Annotated in this window: 18 protein-coding genes and 2 pseudogenes; 9 read left to right on the forward strand and 11 right to left on the reverse strand. The window is 38.6% G+C overall.

Features of this window, described 5'->3' with window-relative positions; all coding sequences use genetic code 11:
- Nucleotides 1-290 precede the first annotated feature (290 nt).
- Nucleotides 291-1568 carry an ABC transporter substrate-binding protein gene (locus MUB24_RS09115; RefSeq protein ID WP_244703304.1) on the reverse strand — a complete coding sequence of 426 codons (1278 nt, stop codon included), beginning with the start codon at nucleotides 1566-1568 and terminating at the stop codon, nucleotides 291-293.
- A 676-nt stretch (nucleotides 1569-2244) separates the two neighbouring features.
- Nucleotides 2245-2568, reverse strand: coding sequence for an SRPBCC family protein (locus MUB24_RS09120; RefSeq protein WP_396426720.1), 324 nt, complete (start codon nucleotides 2566-2568; stop codon nucleotides 2245-2247).
- Between the two features lie 225 nt (nucleotides 2569-2793).
- On the opposite strand from MUB24_RS09120, the gene MUB24_RS09125 reads away from it, so the two are divergent.
- A complete protein-coding gene (locus tag MUB24_RS09125; RefSeq protein ID WP_244703306.1) occupies nucleotides 2794-3465 on the forward strand; it encodes a hypothetical protein in 672 nt (223 codons plus the stop codon).
- Between the two features lie 145 nt (nucleotides 3466-3610).
- On the opposite strand, the gene MUB24_RS09130 is transcribed toward MUB24_RS09125, so the two are convergent.
- A complete protein-coding gene (locus MUB24_RS09130; RefSeq protein ID WP_244703308.1) occupies nucleotides 3611-4255 on the reverse strand; it encodes an SDR family oxidoreductase in 645 nt (214 codons plus the stop codon).
- Between the two features lie 309 nt (nucleotides 4256-4564).
- Nucleotides 4565-5359 (reverse strand): Fic family protein, encoded by a 795-nt coding sequence (locus MUB24_RS09135; RefSeq protein WP_244703310.1) that lies wholly within the window; start codon nucleotides 5357-5359, stop codon nucleotides 4565-4567.
- Between the two features lie 208 nt (nucleotides 5360-5567).
- Between MUB24_RS09135 and MUB24_RS09140 the strand changes: the two genes are divergently transcribed.
- The 3 genes and pseudogenes from MUB24_RS09140 to MUB24_RS09150 form a co-directional block, all read left to right on the forward strand.
- Complete coding sequence (locus tag MUB24_RS09140) at nucleotides 5568-6149, forward strand: TetR/AcrR family transcriptional regulator (RefSeq protein ID WP_244703311.1); 582 nt, start codon at nucleotides 5568-5570, stop codon at nucleotides 6147-6149.
- Nucleotides 6149-6601 (forward strand): hypothetical protein, encoded by a 453-nt coding sequence (locus tag MUB24_RS09145; protein ID WP_244703312.1) that lies wholly within the window; start codon nucleotides 6149-6151, stop codon nucleotides 6599-6601. Before MUB24_RS09140 ends, MUB24_RS09145 begins: the two co-directional genes overlap by 1 nt.
- A 90-nt stretch (nucleotides 6602-6691) precedes the next feature.
- Nucleotides 6692-6878, forward strand: a pseudogene (locus MUB24_RS09150) (SDR family oxidoreductase); the annotation flags it as partial.
- A 404-nt stretch (nucleotides 6879-7282) separates the two neighbouring features.
- On the opposite strand, the gene MUB24_RS09155 reads toward MUB24_RS09150, so the two are convergent.
- Both MUB24_RS09155 and MUB24_RS09160 read right to left on the reverse strand, forming a co-directional pair.
- Nucleotides 7283-8167 (reverse strand): AraC family transcriptional regulator, encoded by an 885-nt coding sequence (locus MUB24_RS09155; protein WP_244703313.1) that lies wholly within the window; start codon nucleotides 8165-8167, stop codon nucleotides 7283-7285.
- Between the two features lie 381 nt (nucleotides 8168-8548).
- Nucleotides 8549-8904, reverse strand: a pseudogene (locus tag MUB24_RS09160) (helix-turn-helix transcriptional regulator); the annotation flags it as partial.
- A gap of 301 nt (nucleotides 8905-9205) precedes the next feature.
- On the opposite strand from MUB24_RS09160, the gene MUB24_RS09165 reads away from it, so the two are divergent.
- From MUB24_RS09165 to MUB24_RS09175, 3 genes are all read left to right on the forward strand, one after another.
- Nucleotides 9206-9958: a class I SAM-dependent methyltransferase gene (locus MUB24_RS09165; protein ID WP_244703314.1), complete on the forward strand. Its 753-nt coding sequence runs from the start codon at nucleotides 9206-9208 to the stop codon at nucleotides 9956-9958.
- Nucleotides 9959-10577: 619 nt separating this feature from the next.
- Entirely contained in the window at nucleotides 10578-11621 is a 1044-nt protein-coding gene (locus tag MUB24_RS09170) for an ArsR/SmtB family transcription factor (RefSeq protein WP_244703315.1), read from the forward strand.
- Nucleotides 11622-11635: 14 nt separating this feature from the next.
- On the forward strand, nucleotides 11636-12859 hold the full coding sequence (locus MUB24_RS09175; protein ID WP_244703422.1) for an MFS transporter: 1224 nt from the start codon (nucleotides 11636-11638) through the stop codon (nucleotides 12857-12859).
- Nucleotides 12860-13216: 357 nt separating this feature from the next.
- On the opposite strand, the gene MUB24_RS09180 is transcribed toward MUB24_RS09175, so the two are convergent.
- Nucleotides 13217-14014, reverse strand: a complete 798-nt coding sequence (locus tag MUB24_RS09180; protein WP_244703316.1) for a Fic family protein — start codon at nucleotides 14012-14014, stop codon at nucleotides 13217-13219.
- Nucleotides 14015-14498: 484 nt separating this feature from the next.
- On the reverse strand, nucleotides 14499-15062 hold the full coding sequence (locus tag MUB24_RS09185; protein ID WP_244703317.1) for a Uma2 family endonuclease: 564 nt from the start codon (nucleotides 15060-15062) through the stop codon (nucleotides 14499-14501).
- Between the two features lie 97 nt (nucleotides 15063-15159).
- Between MUB24_RS09185 and MUB24_RS09190 the strand changes: the two genes are divergently transcribed.
- Together MUB24_RS09190 and MUB24_RS09195 are read left to right on the forward strand one after the other, a co-directional pair.
- On the forward strand, nucleotides 15160-15564 hold the full coding sequence (locus tag MUB24_RS09190) for a glycoside hydrolase family 30 protein (protein ID WP_244703319.1): 405 nt from the start codon (nucleotides 15160-15162) through the stop codon (nucleotides 15562-15564).
- A gap of 756 nt (nucleotides 15565-16320) precedes the next feature.
- Nucleotides 16321-17274: an acetylxylan esterase gene (locus MUB24_RS09195; protein WP_244703424.1), complete on the forward strand. Its 954-nt coding sequence runs from the start codon at nucleotides 16321-16323 to the stop codon at nucleotides 17272-17274.
- Between the two features lie 319 nt (nucleotides 17275-17593).
- Here the strand turns inward: MUB24_RS09195 and MUB24_RS09200 are convergent, their stop codons facing one another.
- From MUB24_RS09200 to MUB24_RS09210, 3 genes are all read right to left on the reverse strand, one after another.
- The gene (locus MUB24_RS09200) at nucleotides 17594-18268 is read right to left on the reverse strand and encodes a thermonuclease family protein (protein ID WP_280516939.1); all 675 of its coding nucleotides are present in this window, start codon (nucleotides 18266-18268) and stop codon (nucleotides 17594-17596) included.
- A 169-nt stretch (nucleotides 18269-18437) separates the two neighbouring features.
- Complete coding sequence (locus MUB24_RS09205; RefSeq protein ID WP_244703321.1) at nucleotides 18438-19781, reverse strand: TldD/PmbA family protein; 1344 nt, start codon at nucleotides 19779-19781, stop codon at nucleotides 18438-18440.
- Nucleotides 19782-19785: 4 nt separating this feature from the next.
- On the reverse strand, nucleotides 19786-21174 hold the full coding sequence (locus MUB24_RS09210) for a TldD/PmbA family protein (RefSeq protein ID WP_244703323.1): 1389 nt from the start codon (nucleotides 21172-21174) through the stop codon (nucleotides 19786-19788).
- Nucleotides 21175-21178 lie beyond the last annotated feature (4 nt).

Raw genomic sequence — 21178 nt, forward strand, 5'->3', positions numbered from 1 at the left:
ATCGGGTTTCAAAAAGGAGCTTAAGCAAAATCAGGTGACATACACAAATTTATTTTGCTTGTATGTCCCTGATTTTTGAGAAAAAATCGGTGCACATAAGGGAGTATTTGGACACTATTACTATTCGACTGAAATACATATTTATTTGCTTCGGCGGTTGTTGCCAAATTTCAAAACTAGCAACTAAAAATACATACAGGGCAACTTTTTTCATCAGGAATAGAATGGAATTTTTACAAAAAGCCATTATGAAATTGACTCACTTAACCATCATTTAAGAATGTAAGTCACTAATCCATTTTCGCCTTTTCCTCTTTAATTTTTATTTCTACCTCCTCTTGTAGCTTTCTCAAAAAGGTGGCGGCATCATCTTCCGACTCAGCAAATTCCTCTAATTTGTAGTCGACAATACGATCCCATCGACTTTGTCGTTTCAACTCAGCTGGCGTCAATTCATAGAAAGCATCAATATTTTTTCCTTCGTAGATAGGAACATCAGCGCCTGTTTGCTCAAATACCTCTTTATCCATTAAAACGGTACCGCTTGACATTGTTCGCGATATATTTAGTTGGTTTTCTTTTGATACGTATTCTTTTAAAACCGCAAATGCTTCTTCAACATGTTTGCTATCCTTCATAATAATCATTGGTGTTGTCGTTAAATAAGGATGGGTACCAGGCAATTCGGGCCATGTCGGTATTGGGGCGATATCAATGCTATCTTTTTTGTCTTCGACATCGCTCCACATAAGTGTTTGATGATATCCAACCTTCATGGCTGCAAACCCTTGCGCAAACCAATCACCGTCTACACCTACATCATACAAGCCCGGTATATTATAGTATCTTTCCATTAAATCATAATATTTTTTAAACGCTGGTTCCTTAAGCAATAAGACTTCATCTGTATCTGGATCAACTGGATTAACCGCCCATTGATCCAATGGAGCCGTCGCTAAATCTATGAGTAAGCCTGTGTAGTTTTGCCCATTTCTTTCCCCAGTCATTTTCTTGCCAAGTTCAATTGCTTCCTCCCAGGTCATTTCTCCAGTTGGATACTCCATACCAAAGAGATCAAAGACATCTTTATTATAGAATAATACCTTGTATCCCACACCATCCGGTAGTCCAATCAAACTTCCTTCCGGGTCAAAAGAGCGCGCATATGAAATGAGCGACGGATTAATATCATCAAGATTTAAATCACTTTTAGAAATAAGCTCTTCAATAGGGTAAACTAAATCAGCCTCTAATAATTCCCTATTCGTGTCAAAGTTAGCGCTATAAATAATATCCGGAACAGTGCCAGAAGCAAACATTTCTTCCAATTCAGTCCAAGTTTGAAAAAAAGGAACCATTTCAAGCTTCACATTTCCAAGTTTTTCTTCGATTGCACCGAACCTTGATTCAAAGAAATCTTCATCCTTATCAAAGGCTACTGTAATCGTTACCTTTTCTGATTCGTTTTTTTCAGTTGCTTGAGATGTGTTCCCGCCTTCTTTTTGTTCCTCATTACCTGTATTTGCGGAACAAGCTGATAATAACAGCAACATGATTCCAGAATACATCCATAAGCGTATACTCCTTTTATCAAAAATGTACATATCCTTATCCTTCCCTTCGTTTTGCTAGAATGTCGTTAAGAAAAGCGCAAGACGCCTTGGGTGTAAGGATAAACGGCTAAAGGCGCGCCGGCCTCTCGCAACGCCGTTTTGACCTACGTCCTCTTAATACATCTGTTACATCCACTCCCTCCTTCCTATTATTGTAAAACGCTTACACAAATATATTTTAATATTTGTGTGATTGCAATCCACTTGGGATAAAACAGGAGTAAATAACTATAAATCCGAACGTTTTTATGCAAAAGTACCTAAAGGCCACCGTTCTCATTTGTTTTCTCAATTTCTTTAACAACTATTCCCGAAAAAATATTCCGATAACACCGAGGACCAGTCCAATCACAGGTAGTACAATAATAAAGGGATCAAGATTGTTTCATGTCAACAATCTTGATCCCTTTCCAACGAAATGCTCAGTTTTTAAAAACTGCCCCTTACCTTCCTAATGAGACCAGAATAGAAGTTGACCAAGGTCGAGACAGACTTCAAAAACATTGTGTTTAAATACAAGCAATACTTAACTTGCAAGATATGCGGGAAAGTTCTCTTTCACAATTTTTTCCCAACCATCTTCCATATGCCACAAATGGCCGTGTGTGGTTGGCCAAATTCAGTTACTCCCTCAGCATTCCAGCCCGAATAGATGAGAGTAAACTCCGTTTTCTCCTCTGCTAACTGTTGCAATTCGAATGATATAATGCCAATCCTTCCTCCAATCAAAACCGACACGATTACGGGGGACAAGCTCTGTTACTTTGCAAGGGGAATCCCCATATGGACCAGCGTGAAGCACAAATTCCTTTCCTAAGGTAGGCTCAAAAGTGCTCGGCATCCACCATTCAACAATGCCGTCAGACGTTGAAACAGCCTCCCATACCTGTTCAATCGGAGCATCCACAATAATCGTTTTACGAATTACAGGTAATGTTTCTTGGTTTTCCATCATGTTATGACCTCCTATGTTCAAGCTAGACATCCTTATTTTTTCTTACCTTCTGTTCAAAATACGTATCATTCTCCTACATTCATCCATAAGCTAACAAGGGGGTGTTGAACATGTTTTTGCGAAGTCAAATGGATGATCAAAGATTTTTCCGGCCATCTTGCTTGCCTGCATTAAATGAACGATTTATAAATTATGATTTTTTCGATCCTTATTATGAAAAAACACATGAGCAAATTGAAGTTCCCACAGAATGGACTAGGTCGCCCGAGGATACCCTATCTTCGTGAGGCAGCAAGCACAGAAGCAAGAAGCTGCGGAACTATCGGAAATGGCCATATTCCCTATTCACTTGCCTACAATTTTTTATCTAAGGCTTATCAAAAAAATTTAAGTTATAAAAAATATGTTCATTCATTTGCAGGAGTGGGGCATCTGAATTTAATAAAGCTTTGCAGGGTTCCAGGAGAAAAACAGGATATTAAGTTTTTCTATGAAATTGAAACGATTGAGACTTTTGCGGGAAAGAGTGCTGAATACTTCGGCTATTCTTACGGTTTTATTAGTCTTGTTTACGAACAAACAGGTTATCGGATTGCAGATATTCAGCAAATAACTGAGGATTTCCTTTGTGCACCATACCACGGCTGGGATCATGATGGGGAATCGATTATCGATGTAAAATACGGTGGTTGGTGCAAATTAGTGCAAAAGCGATACCCAACGATCAAAAATAGCTATCTTAAAAGTATTTACTTTCTTGGGAATGATGGGGCTGATTATTGTTTTATATTCATCACATTAACGAATGGAACGGACATAGAAATCGCTCAATTTCGTAGAGAAGGCGCTGATAAATGGAAAAAGGTGAATATAAAGCCTGAAGAACAATGCACATAAAGAAACAGGTATCTTACCAATGTTCAACACCATTCTCCCCCACATCGTGTGGGCTACATACAAACTTCAAGACAAAACAAAAAGAGGCCAAGAAAAACCTTTTTTGATAACTAGGTCTTTCTCGCCTCACATACCTTTTATGCCACTATAATGATTTTAATGCCTCTTCAATTGGTGTTTCTCCACCAATCATATCAAAGGCTTTTCCAATTGTATGATTATTCTCCAGTGAAGCAATAATGGTTGATGCAACATCCTCGCGGGAAATTTGTCCACGTTCAAGATCAATCGCCACTTTTACCTTGCCAGTTCCGGGATCATTCGTCAGTCCTCCTGGACGAATAATTGTATAATCAAGACCACTTCTCTCTAACCAAACATCGGCATAATGTTTGGCCGCACTATAGTACGGTACAGCACCCATCCATTTATCACGGTGATGAACACCAATCGCACTCACAATCACAAAACGTTTTACTTCAGCTTGTTTAGCTGCCTCCATGGCTTTGATGGCCCCGTCTAAATCAATCATCATGGTTTTATCAGCTCCTGTATGACCTCCGGAGCCAGCTGTAAATACAATCGCATCCGCATCCTTTGCTGCATTGGCGATATCATTGATACTTCCTTCTAGATCAACAAGGGCTGTATTGACTCCTTGTTTTTCAAATTCTGCCTTTTGCTCTTCTTTTCGAACCATTGCAATGGCATTATGCTCACTAGATTCATGTAGCTTCCTCACAACGTGTTGGCCTATTTGGCCATTTGCTCCTATGATCAGTACGTTCACGATATCTCTTCCTTTCTTTATTGGATTTTCCACTTACTACTAATGTCTATACATACACTTTACAATCTAAAGTAGCCTCTAAGTCAATCAATATGATTTCTTACCACTTTTTTCTTTAGAATAAGGGAAAACCAAGAAAATCTAAAGTTCCCTTTACATTTTCTTGTTTTTTTACTTAAACAAGGTTTCCGTATGACTATCAGATTTAGTGTAAGCTTTTCATGACTTCAAGTTCATCTGTGATACGTTGGGTGGCTATGATGGCTTGAAAAGATATTGATAAAAACGTGTATAAGTGATCTACGCACTCTAATTAAAATCCGACAATCCTTTACGTTTTCGTTTTTGCTCCTCTCCATTGGCAAGTGCCAACGCATTTTCCCATGTTTTTTCTAATTCATACTTAAAAAACTTAAACAGTGGATTCAGTTCCTCCGTTTCATCATACTTTTGCAGGCACTCATAATACAAAATCTTATCTTCCTCATAAACAATGAAAGGTGGGTGATTTTTTATCATCAAATAATAATTCATAAGTGTCCTCCCAACACGCCCGTTACCATCTGCAAAGGGATGTATATACTCAAACCTAGCATGAAAATAAGTGGCGGCTTTTAAAACATCCTTCCCCTTATACTCATTCATTTCTGATATTAGTTCCTTCAAATCCTTTTCTACCTCTTGCACAGCAGATCCTACTTCATGGATTCCAGTAACATAATCGTGCTTTTTAAACTCACCTGGACGCTCTTCATTCGCTACAAACCTTCGTTCATCATAAGTCCCACTTGTTAGAATCTTATGAACTTCCTTAACCAACTCTATGCTGAGAACTTCTTTCCTTAGGATTTTCATTTTCAAAAATTCATAGCAAAGCTTTTGATTTTGTTGTTCAAATACGGCCCGTGGACTTCCTGTATAATTTAAAATGCGGCCGTTTACAAAAATTTCTCTTGTATCATGAAAAGTGATATCTTCGTTCTCTATTTTACCAGAGTGGTAAGCAAACAAAATACGGAAATGATCCAGATATTTATCGATATCATCAACAGACTTTATTTTATATGACTGCCATAATTCAACAGCCGTACTATATTTCTTCAAACAGGATTCCACCTTTTTACATATTTTTTTCATTATATCACAGTTACTTCGGCACCCGATATCCAGGGCTTGATGTATTTGGCAATCTAAAATTCAGCCACTAATTTCCAACTTTATCAATCTCTCTTATGAATAATTTCAAAATACATTACTTCTCAAACCTAACAACGTTAGACTAACGATGTTAGGGAGAGAGACTTCAAGGAGGATGGCAAATTCAGCAAAAGAACCGTTAACGATTGAAAAAGTTGTCCAATCTGCACTCACCATATTGGATACCCACGGTGTAACAGGTTTGTCTATGCGCCGTCTAGCTACTGAATTGAATATAAAAGCTGCTTCACTTTATCATCATGTGCCAAGTAGAGACGCTTTAATACAGAACATCATCGATACTGATAGCGCAAAGGCCGTTATCTTAAACGAAGAGCCAATGCCTTGGCCACAAGCACTTTTTTCTTTTGCAACAAAATATAAAGAAGTTCTTAAAATGCATCCGGGAGTAGTACCCCGTGTTGCCATTCATCCTGTCTCTACTAAAGCAAGTTCTGATCTATCTGCCCCTTTACTAAAAACAATGGAAGAGGCAAATGTAGACCATGAACAGGCTCTTTTCATTTTTCAGTCCATTGCAATATTCGTTATAGGTCATACATTAGCTGAAGTCGGTAATTGGCCGGATCCGCCAACCGCTCCACAAAGTTATTATGATCAATGGTTTGAGACAGGGATCTCAGCCTTGATTAATGGCTTTAATCTGCAATATCACGCAAACAAGGAGAGAGATTGATGTTTTACAGTTTACTTATCATCCAACTCTTAACCTTTTGCTATCATCAAATGACCACAAGGCTAGATTTATTTCCTTTTAACGGTGTTCGACATTATTCTGTTGAAGAGCGAAGGAAAGAGGCACTGGTGAACGGTATCATCATGGTATTAGCCATTACTTTATCATGCACACAAATACCTATTTTGCTTGGGATCGGTGGATTCATTTGGACCCTTATCATGGTAGAAGCAATATTAAATTGGTGGTTGCCGTATATGACAGGCCGTGAATTCTACAAAATGTCGCACGACGAAACATGGGGACAAGTGTACGAAAGAATCTTCTCGACAACGATTCACATATTGCCTCATCTTAAAAATAACCCGCGCCCTAATCTTGAACATATGATTCTTCATCTTCTTATCTTAGGTTCTTCGGTTTTATCGTGGGTTTATGCGTTCAATGTATAATTTATTCTAAACTTTTTGGAGCAATAGTTGAAATTAACGGTTGTTTATCGAGAAGTTCTCAACAAGTGCTAGTAATTGATATAACTTCAAAGTCCCAGACCAACAGCCGCAACCTGGATGACGGATGATTAGACCATTTCTTTTACGTAAATTTCCAATAGGCCGTATTGTTACATCAGATGATGTTGCACGGATTATTGCTTTTCTTGCAAGTGATGAAGCCAATTGGAAAACTGGACAAATTATCCATTCAGAAGGTGGATTTATCCGAGGGTAAAATGGAGTCGAAAATGGTACAAATTCTCGGTAAAAGCATCAATTGGCAATCAGTCTGTCATCTATGAGACATTGTTTTTCATTGGCCGATACCTAACACCTCTCACTTCGGCGACCGAGATCCCGCTTCCACTATATTCTTTGGCGATTTTAAAATGGAGTTATAGCAATACGTTTTTTGAATGTAAAAAAGCTGAAAATATGCAAAAGGTGAAAGTCAAAACTTGCATATTTTCAGTCTATTAATGATTGGCAATATTAAACAAAAATACGTTTAATTGAATTAGCCTCTTCTTTAACCCGTCATTATGTTAAATGAAGGATTGGACCTTTTCCGAAAGACAGAATATCAATTCTCCGGATTGTTATTGAGAAATAATAATGCTTAACAAGCTTGTTTAAAACCTACTCATCCTGTTTAATCTTTGCAACAGGAAGCCATAATTCAACATCTACCTCTTCAGTCATGATTTGTTTCTCTACACCGATCTGAACCTCGGGTCCTACTTGTATTTTTAGACCTTCAATCTGTTCATAACCTGAGGAAGGAAACCATTCCCCATAAATGTATTTCCATTTTTCTCTGGACCAAGGAACTTTCACTTGAATTTTTGCCCATGTCATTGCCGGGACGATGAAGCGAGTGAACTCGTTTGTACAAGATTTCGTTGTGGCAACAGCCATATAATAATTATATTGACGAGTTTGAGGTCCTTCCTCATCCACATCCACATGAAGAATTCCATATGGCTTCATGTTGTTAAGAGATTTTAAGTTGGCATATGTTTCTTTATCTGTTGATTTCCAAACTTCGTTTACGCCTGGATGTTCACCCACATCGACCCCTGTCACTCTATTTTTAATGCCAACAACCTGAAATGAGTCCATGTGTTCAATTTTAATTTCCATTGGTTCACTACCTCCTATGATTATTTGAAAAGTCATTGGAGGATATGTTTTGAGCGGTTGCTTGTAATCTCTAGCTTCTGTCGGTGTCACGCCATGCAATTTTTGAAAAGCTCGTGTAAATGCGTCTGGAGAATTGTATCCGTATTTAATAGCCACATCAATGACCTTAATAGTAGAGTTTCGCAATTCCAACGCTGCCCGAGTAAGACGTCTTCGGCGGATATACTCTTGAAGTGAAATGCCGGCCAAAAATGTAAATGTCCTTTTAAAATGGTAAGCAGAGCAATAAGCTTGTTTCGCAATTTCTTTTTCATCAATTTCGTATTCCAAATTCTCCTCAATGTACTGCATCACTTTATTCAGCGTTTCAAGCTCGTTCATTCCAATGACCTCCCTTCTACTATAGGATAGTAGCAATCATAATGGAGAACCCGACAATTTTGGTATTGTTTATGCTGGGTCTTTTTTCGTTTTTATTTCTTCAAGTCCCATGGATAGGACGAATGATTAGCTAATGGAATAACGAAAACAGAATCAGGGATGCAAATTAGCTTATTTTTCATTAATCAATGTACTCCTTTAGTTTAAGTATAATCCTTCCAAACAATCCTGAACACTTAGACACAAAAAAGGCTGCCACAATGACAACCCAGATTTTTTACTACAACCTCTTTAGTAAAATTGAACGCAAAGGAACAACAAACGATTTGTAATTATTTAGGTTCTATAGTCCATTTCTACATCCCCTTTAATCGTAATTTAAAAGGAAAGTCTCGGAATGGATTTTAATTCAATCCCTTTACTTCGGGCTACTGTTCGGGTAACCCCATGTAGGTTCTTGAAAGCACGACTGAAGGCGTCTGGAGAATCATATCCATACTTTAGGGCAAGATCAATGATTCTAACAGCAGAGTTATTTTGAAGCTCAAATGCTGCTTGTGATAAACGTCTACGACTAATATATTCTGATAATTCAAGCCTGTCATAGAAGAAAACATCCTTGGAAAATGATACTCAGGACAGCAAGCTAGTTTTGATACTTCTTTGGCATCTATTTCGCCCACTAAATTTTGTTCAATATAATCCATTACTCTATTTATTCTCTCTAGCCAATCCATTTTTTCTCCTTTCAATAACTAATAATAAGTAAGAAAGAAATTTTTTGTCCGACATTTTATTCTCAAAAAATGTCGGATTAATTAATTCTATTATATTAAGAAAATTGCCTTAAGGCTTGAAAAATGCAAATTAAATTTTAAGCCTATTGCTTGTTGAATACATATATATTATTCAACAAACAAGTTAACTTCTAACTAACACTTATTAATCTCAGAAGAATTTTCAATTAGATTTATAGAAAATAAAAGTAACGGCGAATTGTTCAGTCCTAAGGAATAAAAATAGAAAGAAGGAGCGTACATGTTAGATACGAAAGAAATGCTGAAAATGAATAAAGCTGGTTGGGATCAGGTAGCGGATCAATTTTTCGAAGGTAGTTTTGATGATTTTAGGTATGGACCTTATGCACCAACTGAATCCCAATTAAATTTACTAGGTGACATTCGCAATAATGTAATACTGGAAGTAGGTTGTGGCAGTGGCCATTCTCTAGAGTTCTTTGCTAAAAATAATGCTAGCGAACTTTGGGGAGTAGATTTATCGGGTAAGCAAATTAAAACAGCGAAATCTGTTGTATCTGCCTATGATATTCCAATATATTTTATCGAATCCTCAATGGAGGATATCCCAGGCTTGCCCAACAATTATTTTGATAAAGTTGTTTCCATCTATGCTCTTGGTTGGACTGTTGATTTAAAAAAGACATTGAGTAACATTTTTCGAAGTTTAAAACCAAGGGGAGAGTTTATATTTAGTTGGGAGCATCCGATCCATACTAAACTAGCTTATGAAAACAATCGATTTATAATAAATGGCTCATTCTTAAAAGAAGGTCCTGAAACTGTGATTTGGCGTGAAGTTCCCGTTGTTATGCATAGACGAAAGGTTAGTACCTTTGTGAATGAATTGATAAATGCTGGATTTGTTGTCGATCAAATAATCGAAGAATCTACTATACCAGAGAACGATCAAAGTAATCCTGAGAGGTGGTATTCTGGTGATAGAGCTAAAATAACCCCTTCTACACTAATTGTTAAGTCCCATAAAGTTTAAATGGGATTGCTGAATGACCCTTTTTCGATGGAGTTCTAAGTACTTTATTTAACAATGAAAATAGTTATCAAGAACTGATATACAGATTAAAGATTAGATTAGATTTGGTTTCACTTTTTAACTATTGGGTTTCAAAAAGGATCTTGATCAAAATTGCCTGTGTTTGCTTGTATATGTCCGTGATTTATGAGGAAAAAATCAATGCGATAAGGGAGTTCTTGGACACTAATACTATTCGACTGAAATACATACCTATTGCTTTGGCGCCCGAAATCAGCTAAACTTAATCCATTTATTAAAAAGGTTTCCCTAGGTAAGCTAAAATCGTAATTTGTTTTGCCAGAATAGGTCACGATTGCCGAACAAACTTCTTCAAGAAATGGACCAAATTGAATATAAAGTGATGATTTGGCGGACGCTTTGCTCAAAATATAAACTATTAAATTTACTCCATGCCAGGATAATCGAAACTAAAGAGACGTATTTTGATTCTCAATGATCAAAGTATGTTTTTTTGTTTTTTTAACCAATATGGAATATTTTATTCAATAATTGTTGAACTTTATCTTTTCTTCATTTATAGTATTCTCAAAAGAAAAAATATGATCGAGGTGATTTTATGGAAATAATACACGCGACAAGTCGAAAAAGAGAAACGTATGACGTTCAGATAGCTTATTCTCCACTATGGGAATGTGCACTAGGGATTGCCGCAGTAACGAATTCTCAATTAATTAATACATTAGAAAAACCTGCAACTTACTGGGAAAAACTTAAAGAAACACTATCAACAAACCTTTTAAATCACTTGAATTACGTAGAAAAAAACAATACTTGGAAAGCGCTATTACAATTGCTCCATCAAAATGAAAGTAATAACTTGAATGAGTTTTGTACAAGTGTCGAATGGATGGAGGTATCGGAAATAAAATACACTTGTCTACCATTCACCGGTGATACATTTCAGCATTTAAGGGGAAGTGCTGCTCTTGGACAAGAGGACGCTATCCTTGAACTAAAAAAGATAACAAATGAAATTCCCTTTTTTCCTGAGTATATAGAATTCATTAGTAAAGTGGATGCAACAGAACTTAAATCTCATCTTATTGAAGTTATGGCAGGATGGTACGAATCAGTAATTATCCCCGACTTAGAGGAAACTGAACGGATTTTACACACTGATTATGAATCTAAAAACCAAATGAAAGAAAAAATGTCTCCCGAAGAACTTGTTCAATGGGCAACTGGGGGAGTCAACTATCTCCCTGAACCAAGTGTTCATAGGGTATTGCTTATTCCACAATATGTATATCGCCCTTGGAACATTGAATCAGATCTTGAAGAGACGAAAGTATTTTACTATCCAGTAGCAAACGATAGTCTTTCACCAAATGATAAATATATGCCAAACAATTCATTAGTGCAAAAGCATAAGGCGTTGGGAGATGAGGTTAGGCTTCGAATAGTAAAATTGTTATCCGAAAGTGACCGTTCGTTACAGAACCTTACGGAACAGTTACATATGGGTAAAACGACAATTCATCATCACCTAAAAATATTACGTGGATCTAAAATTGTTGAAATGAATGGTTTGAAATATTCCCTTAAAGCTAATGTATTAGGACTGCTTTTCAAAGAATTGGACCAGTATATCAAACAATGATTAAAGGAGCGCATATGAATCCATCCATATTTAAAAATCGTTCATTTGTTTCGACCTGGTTAGGAAATGGAATATCCGAATTAGGCGGTGCATTTGGAACATTTTGTAATTCTATTTTAATATATCAACTTACAGGTTCCACCCTAGCGTTAGGAAGTATGTGGCTGTTGTATTTTATTCCATCATTAATCCTTCAACTATTCATCGGCCCTTACATTGATCGTTGGAGCAGAAAATGGATTATGGTTCTCTCCCAATGGATTAGAGGAACTATATTTATTTTTCCCCTGGCTACATTAATATCAGGCTACCTTGAGGGTTGGCATATTTATGCTGTTCAAGCGATAATCGGCTTAGTCACACCTTTATATGTACCTGCAAATCAAGCGATTATACCGACTATTGTGCCAAAAGAACAATTACAGTCAGCGAACGCATGCATTGATGGAACCGTACGTTTAATGACATTTTTATCGCCAATACTAGCTGGGATAGTAACCGAGTATATTGGTGTTAAATTTACACTTACGCTCGTTAGTTCGCTACTCATTTTGAGTGGTTTTACATTGCTGTTCATTCAAGAACATGAGAATCAACTACAAGTAAGAAAAACGTGGTTAGCTGATTTCAGAGAAGGAATTTCCTTTTTCTTTACACAGCGAATTATTGTATGGCTGGGTGTCTTTCTAACATTTGTCCAATTCGGTGTAGGAGTGACCATGGTGACAACATTGCCATATATTACAGAAGAATTAGGAGGAACCTATGCAGAATATGGTTATTTTATGGCTGGTTTTCCAATTGGCTACATAATAGGAGCTATGCTGGTAACTAGAATAAAATATAAAAGTCGTAGATTTCTCATGCTTGGCTCTCTCTTCGTAGGAGGTTTGACGTTCATGGCACTCTGTTTTAATCATAGTGTACCATTAGCAATAACAACTGAAACAATTGGTGGAATTGTAATGGCTATTTTTGGCATTCATAATACGACTATCTGCCAACAAACTGTACCAAATAACCTTATGGGCAAAGTATTTTCAGTTCGTTTATTAATTATAAGAGGAGCAATGCCGCTGGGAGTGCTTATGGGTGGGATATTAAGTGATATGTTGGGGGTAAGACCATTGTATCTCTTGATTGGCCTAATTATTAGTGCTGTATCAGGGGTAGGAATGTGTTTACCATATTTTAAATTTATTGATGGAAAAAACATTCAGGAAAAAGTAGTTTCTTAGCAGAACGTCTATTACCTAAAGCTAAACAGCTCTAGAAGTCACTGAAACGCTGTTCAATTAAGCAACCAATTCTTGAATAAGGATCTGAGGTGAGTTAGAAAGGAGATGGAATTTTTGAAATGGATTATTCCCATAGGTCTAACTGTTGGAACTTTTACTTGATGTTACAAATCAACAATCGGCGCGATTGCGTTTATATCGTACAATCGGGACCGATTGCTAAAGATAGATCTTATTGATAGTTAATTATAAAACAACTATAACATTTTCAATTCTCAATTTTGTCGTCTTTTATCTGGAAGGTCTGAAAGGGTCATAACTTTAGTGAAGAAAACGTGTATGGGCTATCTACATACTCTAATTAAAATCCGACAATAATCCTTTATGTTTTCGTTTTTGCTTCTCTCCATTTGCAAGAGCCAACGCATTTTCCCATGTTTTTTCTATTTCATATTTAAAAAACTTAAACAGTGGATTCAGTTCCTCCGTTTCATCATACTTTTGCAGGCACTCATAATACAAAATCTTATCTTCCTCATAAACAATGAAAGGTGGGTGATTTTTTACCATCAAATAATAATTCATAAGTGTCCTCCCAACACGCCCGTTACCATCTGCAAAGGGATGTATATACTCAAACCTAGCATGAAAATAAGTGGCGGCTTTTAAAACATCCTTCCCCTTATACTCATTCATTTCTGATATCAGTTCCTTCAAATCCTTTTCTACCGCTTGCACAGCAGATCCTACTTCATGGATTCCAGTAACATAATCGTGCTTTTTAAACTCACCCGGACGCTCTTCATTCGCTATAAACCTATGTTCATCATAAGTCCCACTTGTTAGAATCTTATGAACTTCCTTAACCAACTCTATGCTGAGAACTTCTTTCCTTAGGATTTTCATTTTCAAAAATTCATAGCAAAGCTTTTGATTTTGTTGTTCAAATACGGCCCGTGGACTTCCTGTATAATTTAAAATGCGGCCGTTTACAAAAATTTCTCTTGTATCATGAAAAGTGATATCTTCGTTCTCTATTTTACCAGAGTGGTAAGCAAACAAAATACGGAAATGATCCAGATATTTATCGATATCATCAACAGACTTTATTTTATATGACTGCCATAATTCAACAGCCGTACTATATTTCTTCAAACAGGATTCCACCTTTTTACATATTTTTTTCATTATATCACAATCACTTCGGCGCCCGTGACCCGGCTTCCACAGCCCCCCTCCGTACAAAGATGTTTGTACAAAATATAGGAGGCACCCTGTGATTAATGAATCCGTAAAAATGCGTCTTAGAAGAGATCGTCTTTGATTTGTTTTCTAAATGGGAATTTGAGATTTGAGAAATGCCAATAAACACGCCATTGACCTCGGCAAACTAGATTACTGGGTCGATAACAAAATCACCAAATAATTTTATAAAAAACAAAACTTTGTAAAATATCGTGAGTTCGTCTATAAACCATTACCCCCTCTCCTGATTTGTAATAAAGCGTTTTAGAAATGTACTTTTAACTGTGGTAAGTTTTTATAGGTAAGAACATGAATCACATATTTATACATAAAAAGAGCTTGATACATAAACGATAGTATCAAGCTTTCCTAATTGGAGTATTTTATTTAAGAATCAACGAAAAATATCTTCTAAATTAACCTGAAATCCTTTTAATACTGTGGATTTTATAGCCCCTTCATCTTTCAATATAGCTACCTGCTGATACACCTGTTCATCTGTTAAAGCATAAATTTGAACCGCATTTAGCATCGGATTAACCACCCAGTACTCTTTCACACCATATTTCATATAAGCTTCCATCTTTGTTATAAGATCATGACTTTGGTTGGATGGACTAAGAATTTCTACTATCATTTCCGGCACCCCAACAAACCTGTTTTCTTCCAGTCCTTTATCACCACAAATAACCGATAAATCTGGAATGAATATTTTCGAATCATCCAGGTCGCTTCTATACAGATGAATATCATAAGGAGCACTGAATACTTGGCATTCTCCGCCGTCAAGAAAGTTAAACAATTTTGCCTGCAGCCTAGCGGAAACCTGTTGATGCCGTGTTGAAGGGGAGGGTGACATAAAAACAATCCCATCGGCATACTCTAATAGGTGATTTGTCTCTTCGCGCATTTTATAAAAGGTTTCAACACTTACTCTCTTTTCTTCGGGAAGACTCATAAATAAATCCCCTCCATTTGTATACTTATTATCATATTATAACACAGGGCGAAGCCTTCTTTGATTCGATATACTTAGCCATAATGTAAGCCAATTTATGATGCGCGAAATGATTGCCGTGCCTAGAAACTGGTCAAAATCCTATATACTGTGGAACCTTGCGCTGGATCAGAACAACGGCCCGACGCTACTGTCCAACAGCATTAATTGGGGAACGATCACCGTACGTTCTGACACGATGGACAGTGTGACCTTCAATGATCAGTACTATGCGATCGGACATTTCAGCAAATTTGTCGTTCCCGGCGCCCGTCGGATTGCTTCCACCACTTACGGTACGGGTACACTGGATCAGGTGGCTTTTAAGAACCCTGACGGCACCAAGGCGATCGTAGTCTTCAACTACGGCGGCGCAAGCAATACATTTAAGGTCGTATGGAACGGGCAAAAGATCACCTATACCTTGAACCCAAATGCAGCGGTAACCCTTAAGTGGAATTAAGTAAGATTACGAAGGAACTGCACCCAAGTATCGGCCAGAATTATGTTTTTTTATCATAAAAAACCTTGCTTTGGTTTCTTAACCATATAGGACAACTGCCCTTGAAGCAAAATTCATGCTTTTCGTTCCATCCTGATTACGTCTAACCCCTTCTAATTTTTTGTCCTGAACTAAACTTGGCCGTAGAAAAACTACACCTTCTATGTTTAATTAGTGTCTAACATAGAAGGTGTAGTTCAAACGTAAGTGTCAAACCCAGTATAGCTGGTGAATGTGACATTAAGTTAGAAAAACTAATTAAATACCTTCATAAGAGATAGTGGAACAATCTTCAGCAACTAAAGGCCATTCAGCGATCATTAAATGGTACATTTTGAGATGAAGATTAATATGGAAAATTTCCCCATTCTCGTATGTTCAACGTGATATAATTACAAAATGAACATGATCGAAAGGTGTTGATTGATTTTTGACGCTTCTTTCTATATTGATAGTTTCATCGGCTTCGAATTCACCCGAAATGATTGGCTTCCTCATTTGAGGTAGAACGATAAAATATGTGAAACGGACAAATTGGGAATGAGGAAGGTGAAGCTTCTCTCAAATCATAGTTCGGACTTCCAATACTTTGCATGCGGCTCAGTCCTTCACTCCAGAAGGGGCCTCAACTGGGATTTGATTTGATTCCGTCCGGATCAGCTGGAAAAAGAACCAAAAGATCTTACAATTATACAAGGAGTGTTATGCGTGACTTATATGGAGCGAGTAACGAAAGAATTATTTACTTATCAGCCGGAATTAACTAAAAGAGAGGACTTTGACGCATTCTGGGAGGAGACGATTCGGGAAGCCAAATCCGCTCCGCTTAACGGTATAAGAACCAAAGTGTCCTACCCGATTACTAAGGTCGGTGTGTACGATGTGCAGTTCGATGGAATGGATGGGACGCCCGTACATGGCTGGTTTCTTGTTCCTGAATTTATGAAGAAGGAAACATATCCCTGTCTAATTCACTATCACGGGTTTTCTTATCATAGGGGAAAGCCGTCGGAGCTAATGCACTGGGTAATGATGGGCTTCGCGGTCCTATCGGTGGACTGCAGGGAGCAAGGAGGCTCGACTGGCAGCCGGGCCCCATCCACCGGAGGATACAGCATGAATCTTGCCAGCAAAGGGGCCCATAACCGATACGAATACTATTATCGGTTCGTATACATGGATTGTATGAAAGCTATTGATTTTGCCTGTGCGCAGAATGAGGTGGACCCACAGCGAATCGTGGTGGAAGGGGCCAGTCAGGGAGGAGCCCTCTGCATGGCGATGGCCGCATTGGATGAGCGACCGAAAGCCGCGCTGGCGGATGTACCGAGCAACAGCAATCTGGAAAGTCGAATTGAAGGAGAGCACGGTGCCTTTGGTGCTGTTTCGGATTACTTGCGGCACCATCCGGAAGAACTGGATTTAGTCATGGAGCAGCTTAGCTATTTCGATACCATGAACATGGCCGAATGGATTACCTGCAGGGTACTAGCATCCGTTGCTCTAAAGGACGAGGTGTGCCCACCAGAAATGTATTGCGCTACATACAATCGTATCCGGAGCGAAAAGGAGATCGTGATCTATCCGTTTAACGGCCATGAAGGCGGTGGCGCCCATCAGACGGAAGCCAAGCTTCGTTATCTCCGCAAGTGGTTTTCAGATTGGTTTTGAAGCTTACTACCCTGAAAAAACGGATCCTCACCTGAAATCTGACAGATAGGTAGAGGGAATCCATTCCTTTATAATGGTATCTAGGACAATGAAATTCACACTGCGGAAAAGCGCCTTCCTGATCAATTTTTTCACTGTCACTACCTAATCACATTTCCATATCCATTTGTTGTCGCTGTAAAGCGCAAGCGCCTTGCTCAGCCCCGACAAGCAAATGTCCCTTCATAGGTTCAGGGTTAATTAACCTCGAGGGGCTAGGCGCTGGAGCTAGATCCAAGCATTAGCCAATTTTCCTATCCTACAAAATTAGGACTCATGCTCATTGTTTAGGAGGACGAAAGCCAGCCTTTACCGCCTCTTCTTCCGTACAAAACATTACCTCAGGCTTAGTTTGTCGATACCAAGGAGAGTCTGGGGTGTGATAAATTTTTTCAGAAGAACCAATATTACCTTTAATTCGGCAATCATCGGAATTCCCATCTTTAGAGTCTTTTTCATTCAACAATTCAGGGTGAAAACCATCTTCTTGTGCATAATTTTCAATTTCCCAAATACCTGCTCCTTTTTGTTGTGCTTCTTTCTGAATAGCATTAAATTGATCGACATAGCGAGTATTCGGTGGGTAAACATATGCTACTCTTGCTAGCCCTTTCTTTAACAATTCTTCTTGAATCATTTTTCCATCAACATAAACATACGCTAATAAACGACCATATTTATCCCTATTTGGGCCAATATCAAATTCCAATTCGAGATTCTGAGCATTTTCTACTAAATTTCTTGTAAATTCTTTAGCTTCTTCCCCATAGGGTTGTTCGCCAAGACGTGGATGGGAGGTCTCAGGACTATCTACCAGCAAAAACCTTACCCTTTCTCGACTACCCTTATAAATTACAGCAATCGTGTCCCCATCATTCACTTTCACCCATTCAACCGGGATTCGTTGGGTTGTTCCAGAGGTCTTGATCCATGAGAGGATCCCACTCTTTTCCATTAGGAAAAAGCCACTGCCTATTAGCAGAAAAAAGGATAGAAACAAGGATCCAACCCGTTTCCAGGTGAATCCTTTTTTCCTAACCACTTGGATCAAACTCCATAAAATAAAACCGCATACGACAAACATTAAAGCAAGTACAACATCCATATTTATTCTCCTGATTCACTTAATCAACGGTAACAGATAATTCCTTTACTAGTAGAGATGGTGAACCTGTTCCTCCCGGGCTTACATAAAGGTCTGAGCCCACTTCTTCAATATCTTTTAAAAGTTCAAAGAAGTTTCCAGCAATCGTCATTTGTTTAACCGGTGCAACGATCTTGCCATCTTTCACATAAAATCCATTGGCCGCGACGGAAAAATCTCCTGAAATAGCATTCGCTCCAGAATGCAAACCTGATAATTTCGTAATCAGCACAGCTTCCTTTTGCTCTGCCACAAGGTCATCCTTTGTCTTTTCCCCTCCAGCAACAATAAAATTAGATGGGGCAATCACGACTGTCCCTTTATAAGAAGGCTTATAAGCATGCCCTGTCGTTTCCACGCCCGCCTTTTTCGCCGTTTTGCGATTATGCAATAAAGTCTTTAGTTTCCCGTTTTCGATAACCGTGCATTTTTTTGAGGCAACTCCCTCCCCGTCAAAATTCCGATTTGCAGGGCCGCCTTCATAGAAAGGATCATCAATGATCGTCAGCTGTTTGGACGCTATTTCTTCTCCTACCTGATCTTTTAAGCGAGATTGACCTTTCTGTGCCACCTCTGCTGAAAAGGAAGAAAGAAAAGTACCCAGCATTTGCACAGCTGCATCTTGTCTAAAAATAATCGGATATTTTTTATTCGCAATCGATTGTTCTCCAAGATAAGAAAGAGCCTCTTCTGCCGCCTCTTTCGCCACTTCATCAGCGTCTAAAGCATCGACATCCTTCGTCATTTTCATGGTAAAGCCACTTTTCGTTTCGTCCTCTTCCTTCACGATCACAGAGAGCATAATCGCGAAGAAGTTCTTTCGGTCATGTAAAACAAGGCCTTTACTATTCGCAAGCAGACGTTCATTCGATTGCTCGATCATTCGACATGTATGTAACGACTGAATTTTACTGTTGTAACCTAGAATCTTTTCCTCTACCTCTTTTAAAAAGGCTATTTTATCAGCGGTAGACTTTTCACTTAAGGCCTCTGAATAGTGAGCCACTTCTTCATATTCCTCACTACCAGCAAAAATTTCTTCCGGCTCCTCCTCTTCATCTAGCTCCGCATTTGCTTTTGCCTTTTCAATTAAATAATCAATCGAATCCGCTTCTATTTTTTCTGTGAAGGCATAACCCGTTTTCCCTTCATAAATTCCGCGGAAGGAAAGGCCACCTGTCCGTGAAGTTTCATATCGATCGACTTCCCCTTGGTAAATCTCACAGGTAAGTCCTTCTGCACGCTCATAATAGATTTCCATATCTTCAAAACCATTCATCAAGCCGCTTGACATTACTTTTTCTTGGAATTTCTCGATTTTCATCTATTTACTCTCCCTTCGTCCCACCGACAGTGATTTCACTGACACGAATCATCGGTTGACCCACATTGACAGGCAGGCTACCACTAAGGGAGCCGCACATTCCGGCCCCATGAGCAAGATTATTGCCAACCATATCAACACGTTGCAAGGTTTTCGGGCCATTTCCGATCAAAGTAGCGCCTTTTACAGGTTGAGCAATCTTTCCATCCTTCACGATATACGCTTCATGCGTAGCAAAATTATAATCCCCTGTTGCCGGATTCACCTGGCCGCCACCCATATATTTGGCATAAATACCAAACTCCGTATTCGCGATGATTTCCTCTGGTGTCGATTTCCCTGGTGCGATATATGTGTTTGTCATTCTTGAAGTAGGACTGAAACGATACGATTCCCTACGACTGGAACCTGTTGCTTTCATACCCATGCGCCGACCATTTAATTTATCAATCAAGTATCCTTTTAAAATGCCATTTTCTATCAGGACATTTTTTCTCGTCTTTTCTCCTTCATCATCCATATTCAGGGAACCCCATTCATTTGGAAGCGTGCCATCATCAATATACGTCACAATCTCAGGGGCGACCTTTTCACCGATTCGATTGGCAAAAACAGAATTATTTTTCGCGACAGCGGTTGCTTCTAAACCATGACCACAAGCTTCATGAAAAATCACCCCGCCGAACTCATTATCAATAATGACAGGGAATTTCCCACTTGGACATTCCTCTGCCTTTAGCATCGTAACCGCAATTCTAGCCGCTTCACTCGCATAATGTTCAAGATCTAGATTTTCAAAAAACTCAAAGCCTTGATGAGCGCCCGGTCCATAAAATCCAGGCTCCATCTGGGTACCATCGGAAGCAATCGCTTGGATCGCCAGACGCCCTCTCACCCGCTTATCTTCCACAAACTTCCCTTCCGAATTGGCAATGAGCACATTTTGTTCATGATCGATGTATTGAATCGTCGCTTGTGCAATACTGGAATGATAGTTTTTGGCAATCTCATAAGCCTGCTTCATAACTGCTACTTTACGCTTTCCCTCGACTCCATCCGGCATTTTCTCAATTTTATGAAGAGGTGGCTGGATTTGTCTATGAAGGACCAGCGGTTGCTGATAGAAATCACCCTTTAATGCGTTTGCCGCATTTTTCGCCGCCAAGAGCAAACCCGTTTTCGAAAAATCGGTTGTGTACGCATACACACTTTGCAAACCATTAAATATCCGAACTCCGACACCTGCTTCTCTCCCTGATAGACTACGGTCAATTTTTCCATCGTGAAGTCTCAAATTATTAGAATACCGATCCTCCGCAAACACTTCGGCAAAATCGCCCCCGGTGGATAAGGCAGCAGCTAACACTTCTTCCATGATCGATTGTTGAATCATCCCG

Source organism: Lederbergia sp. NSJ-179 (assembly GCF_022867885.1).
Classification (GTDB): domain Bacteria; phylum Bacillota; class Bacilli; order Bacillales; family Bacillaceae_C; genus Lederbergia.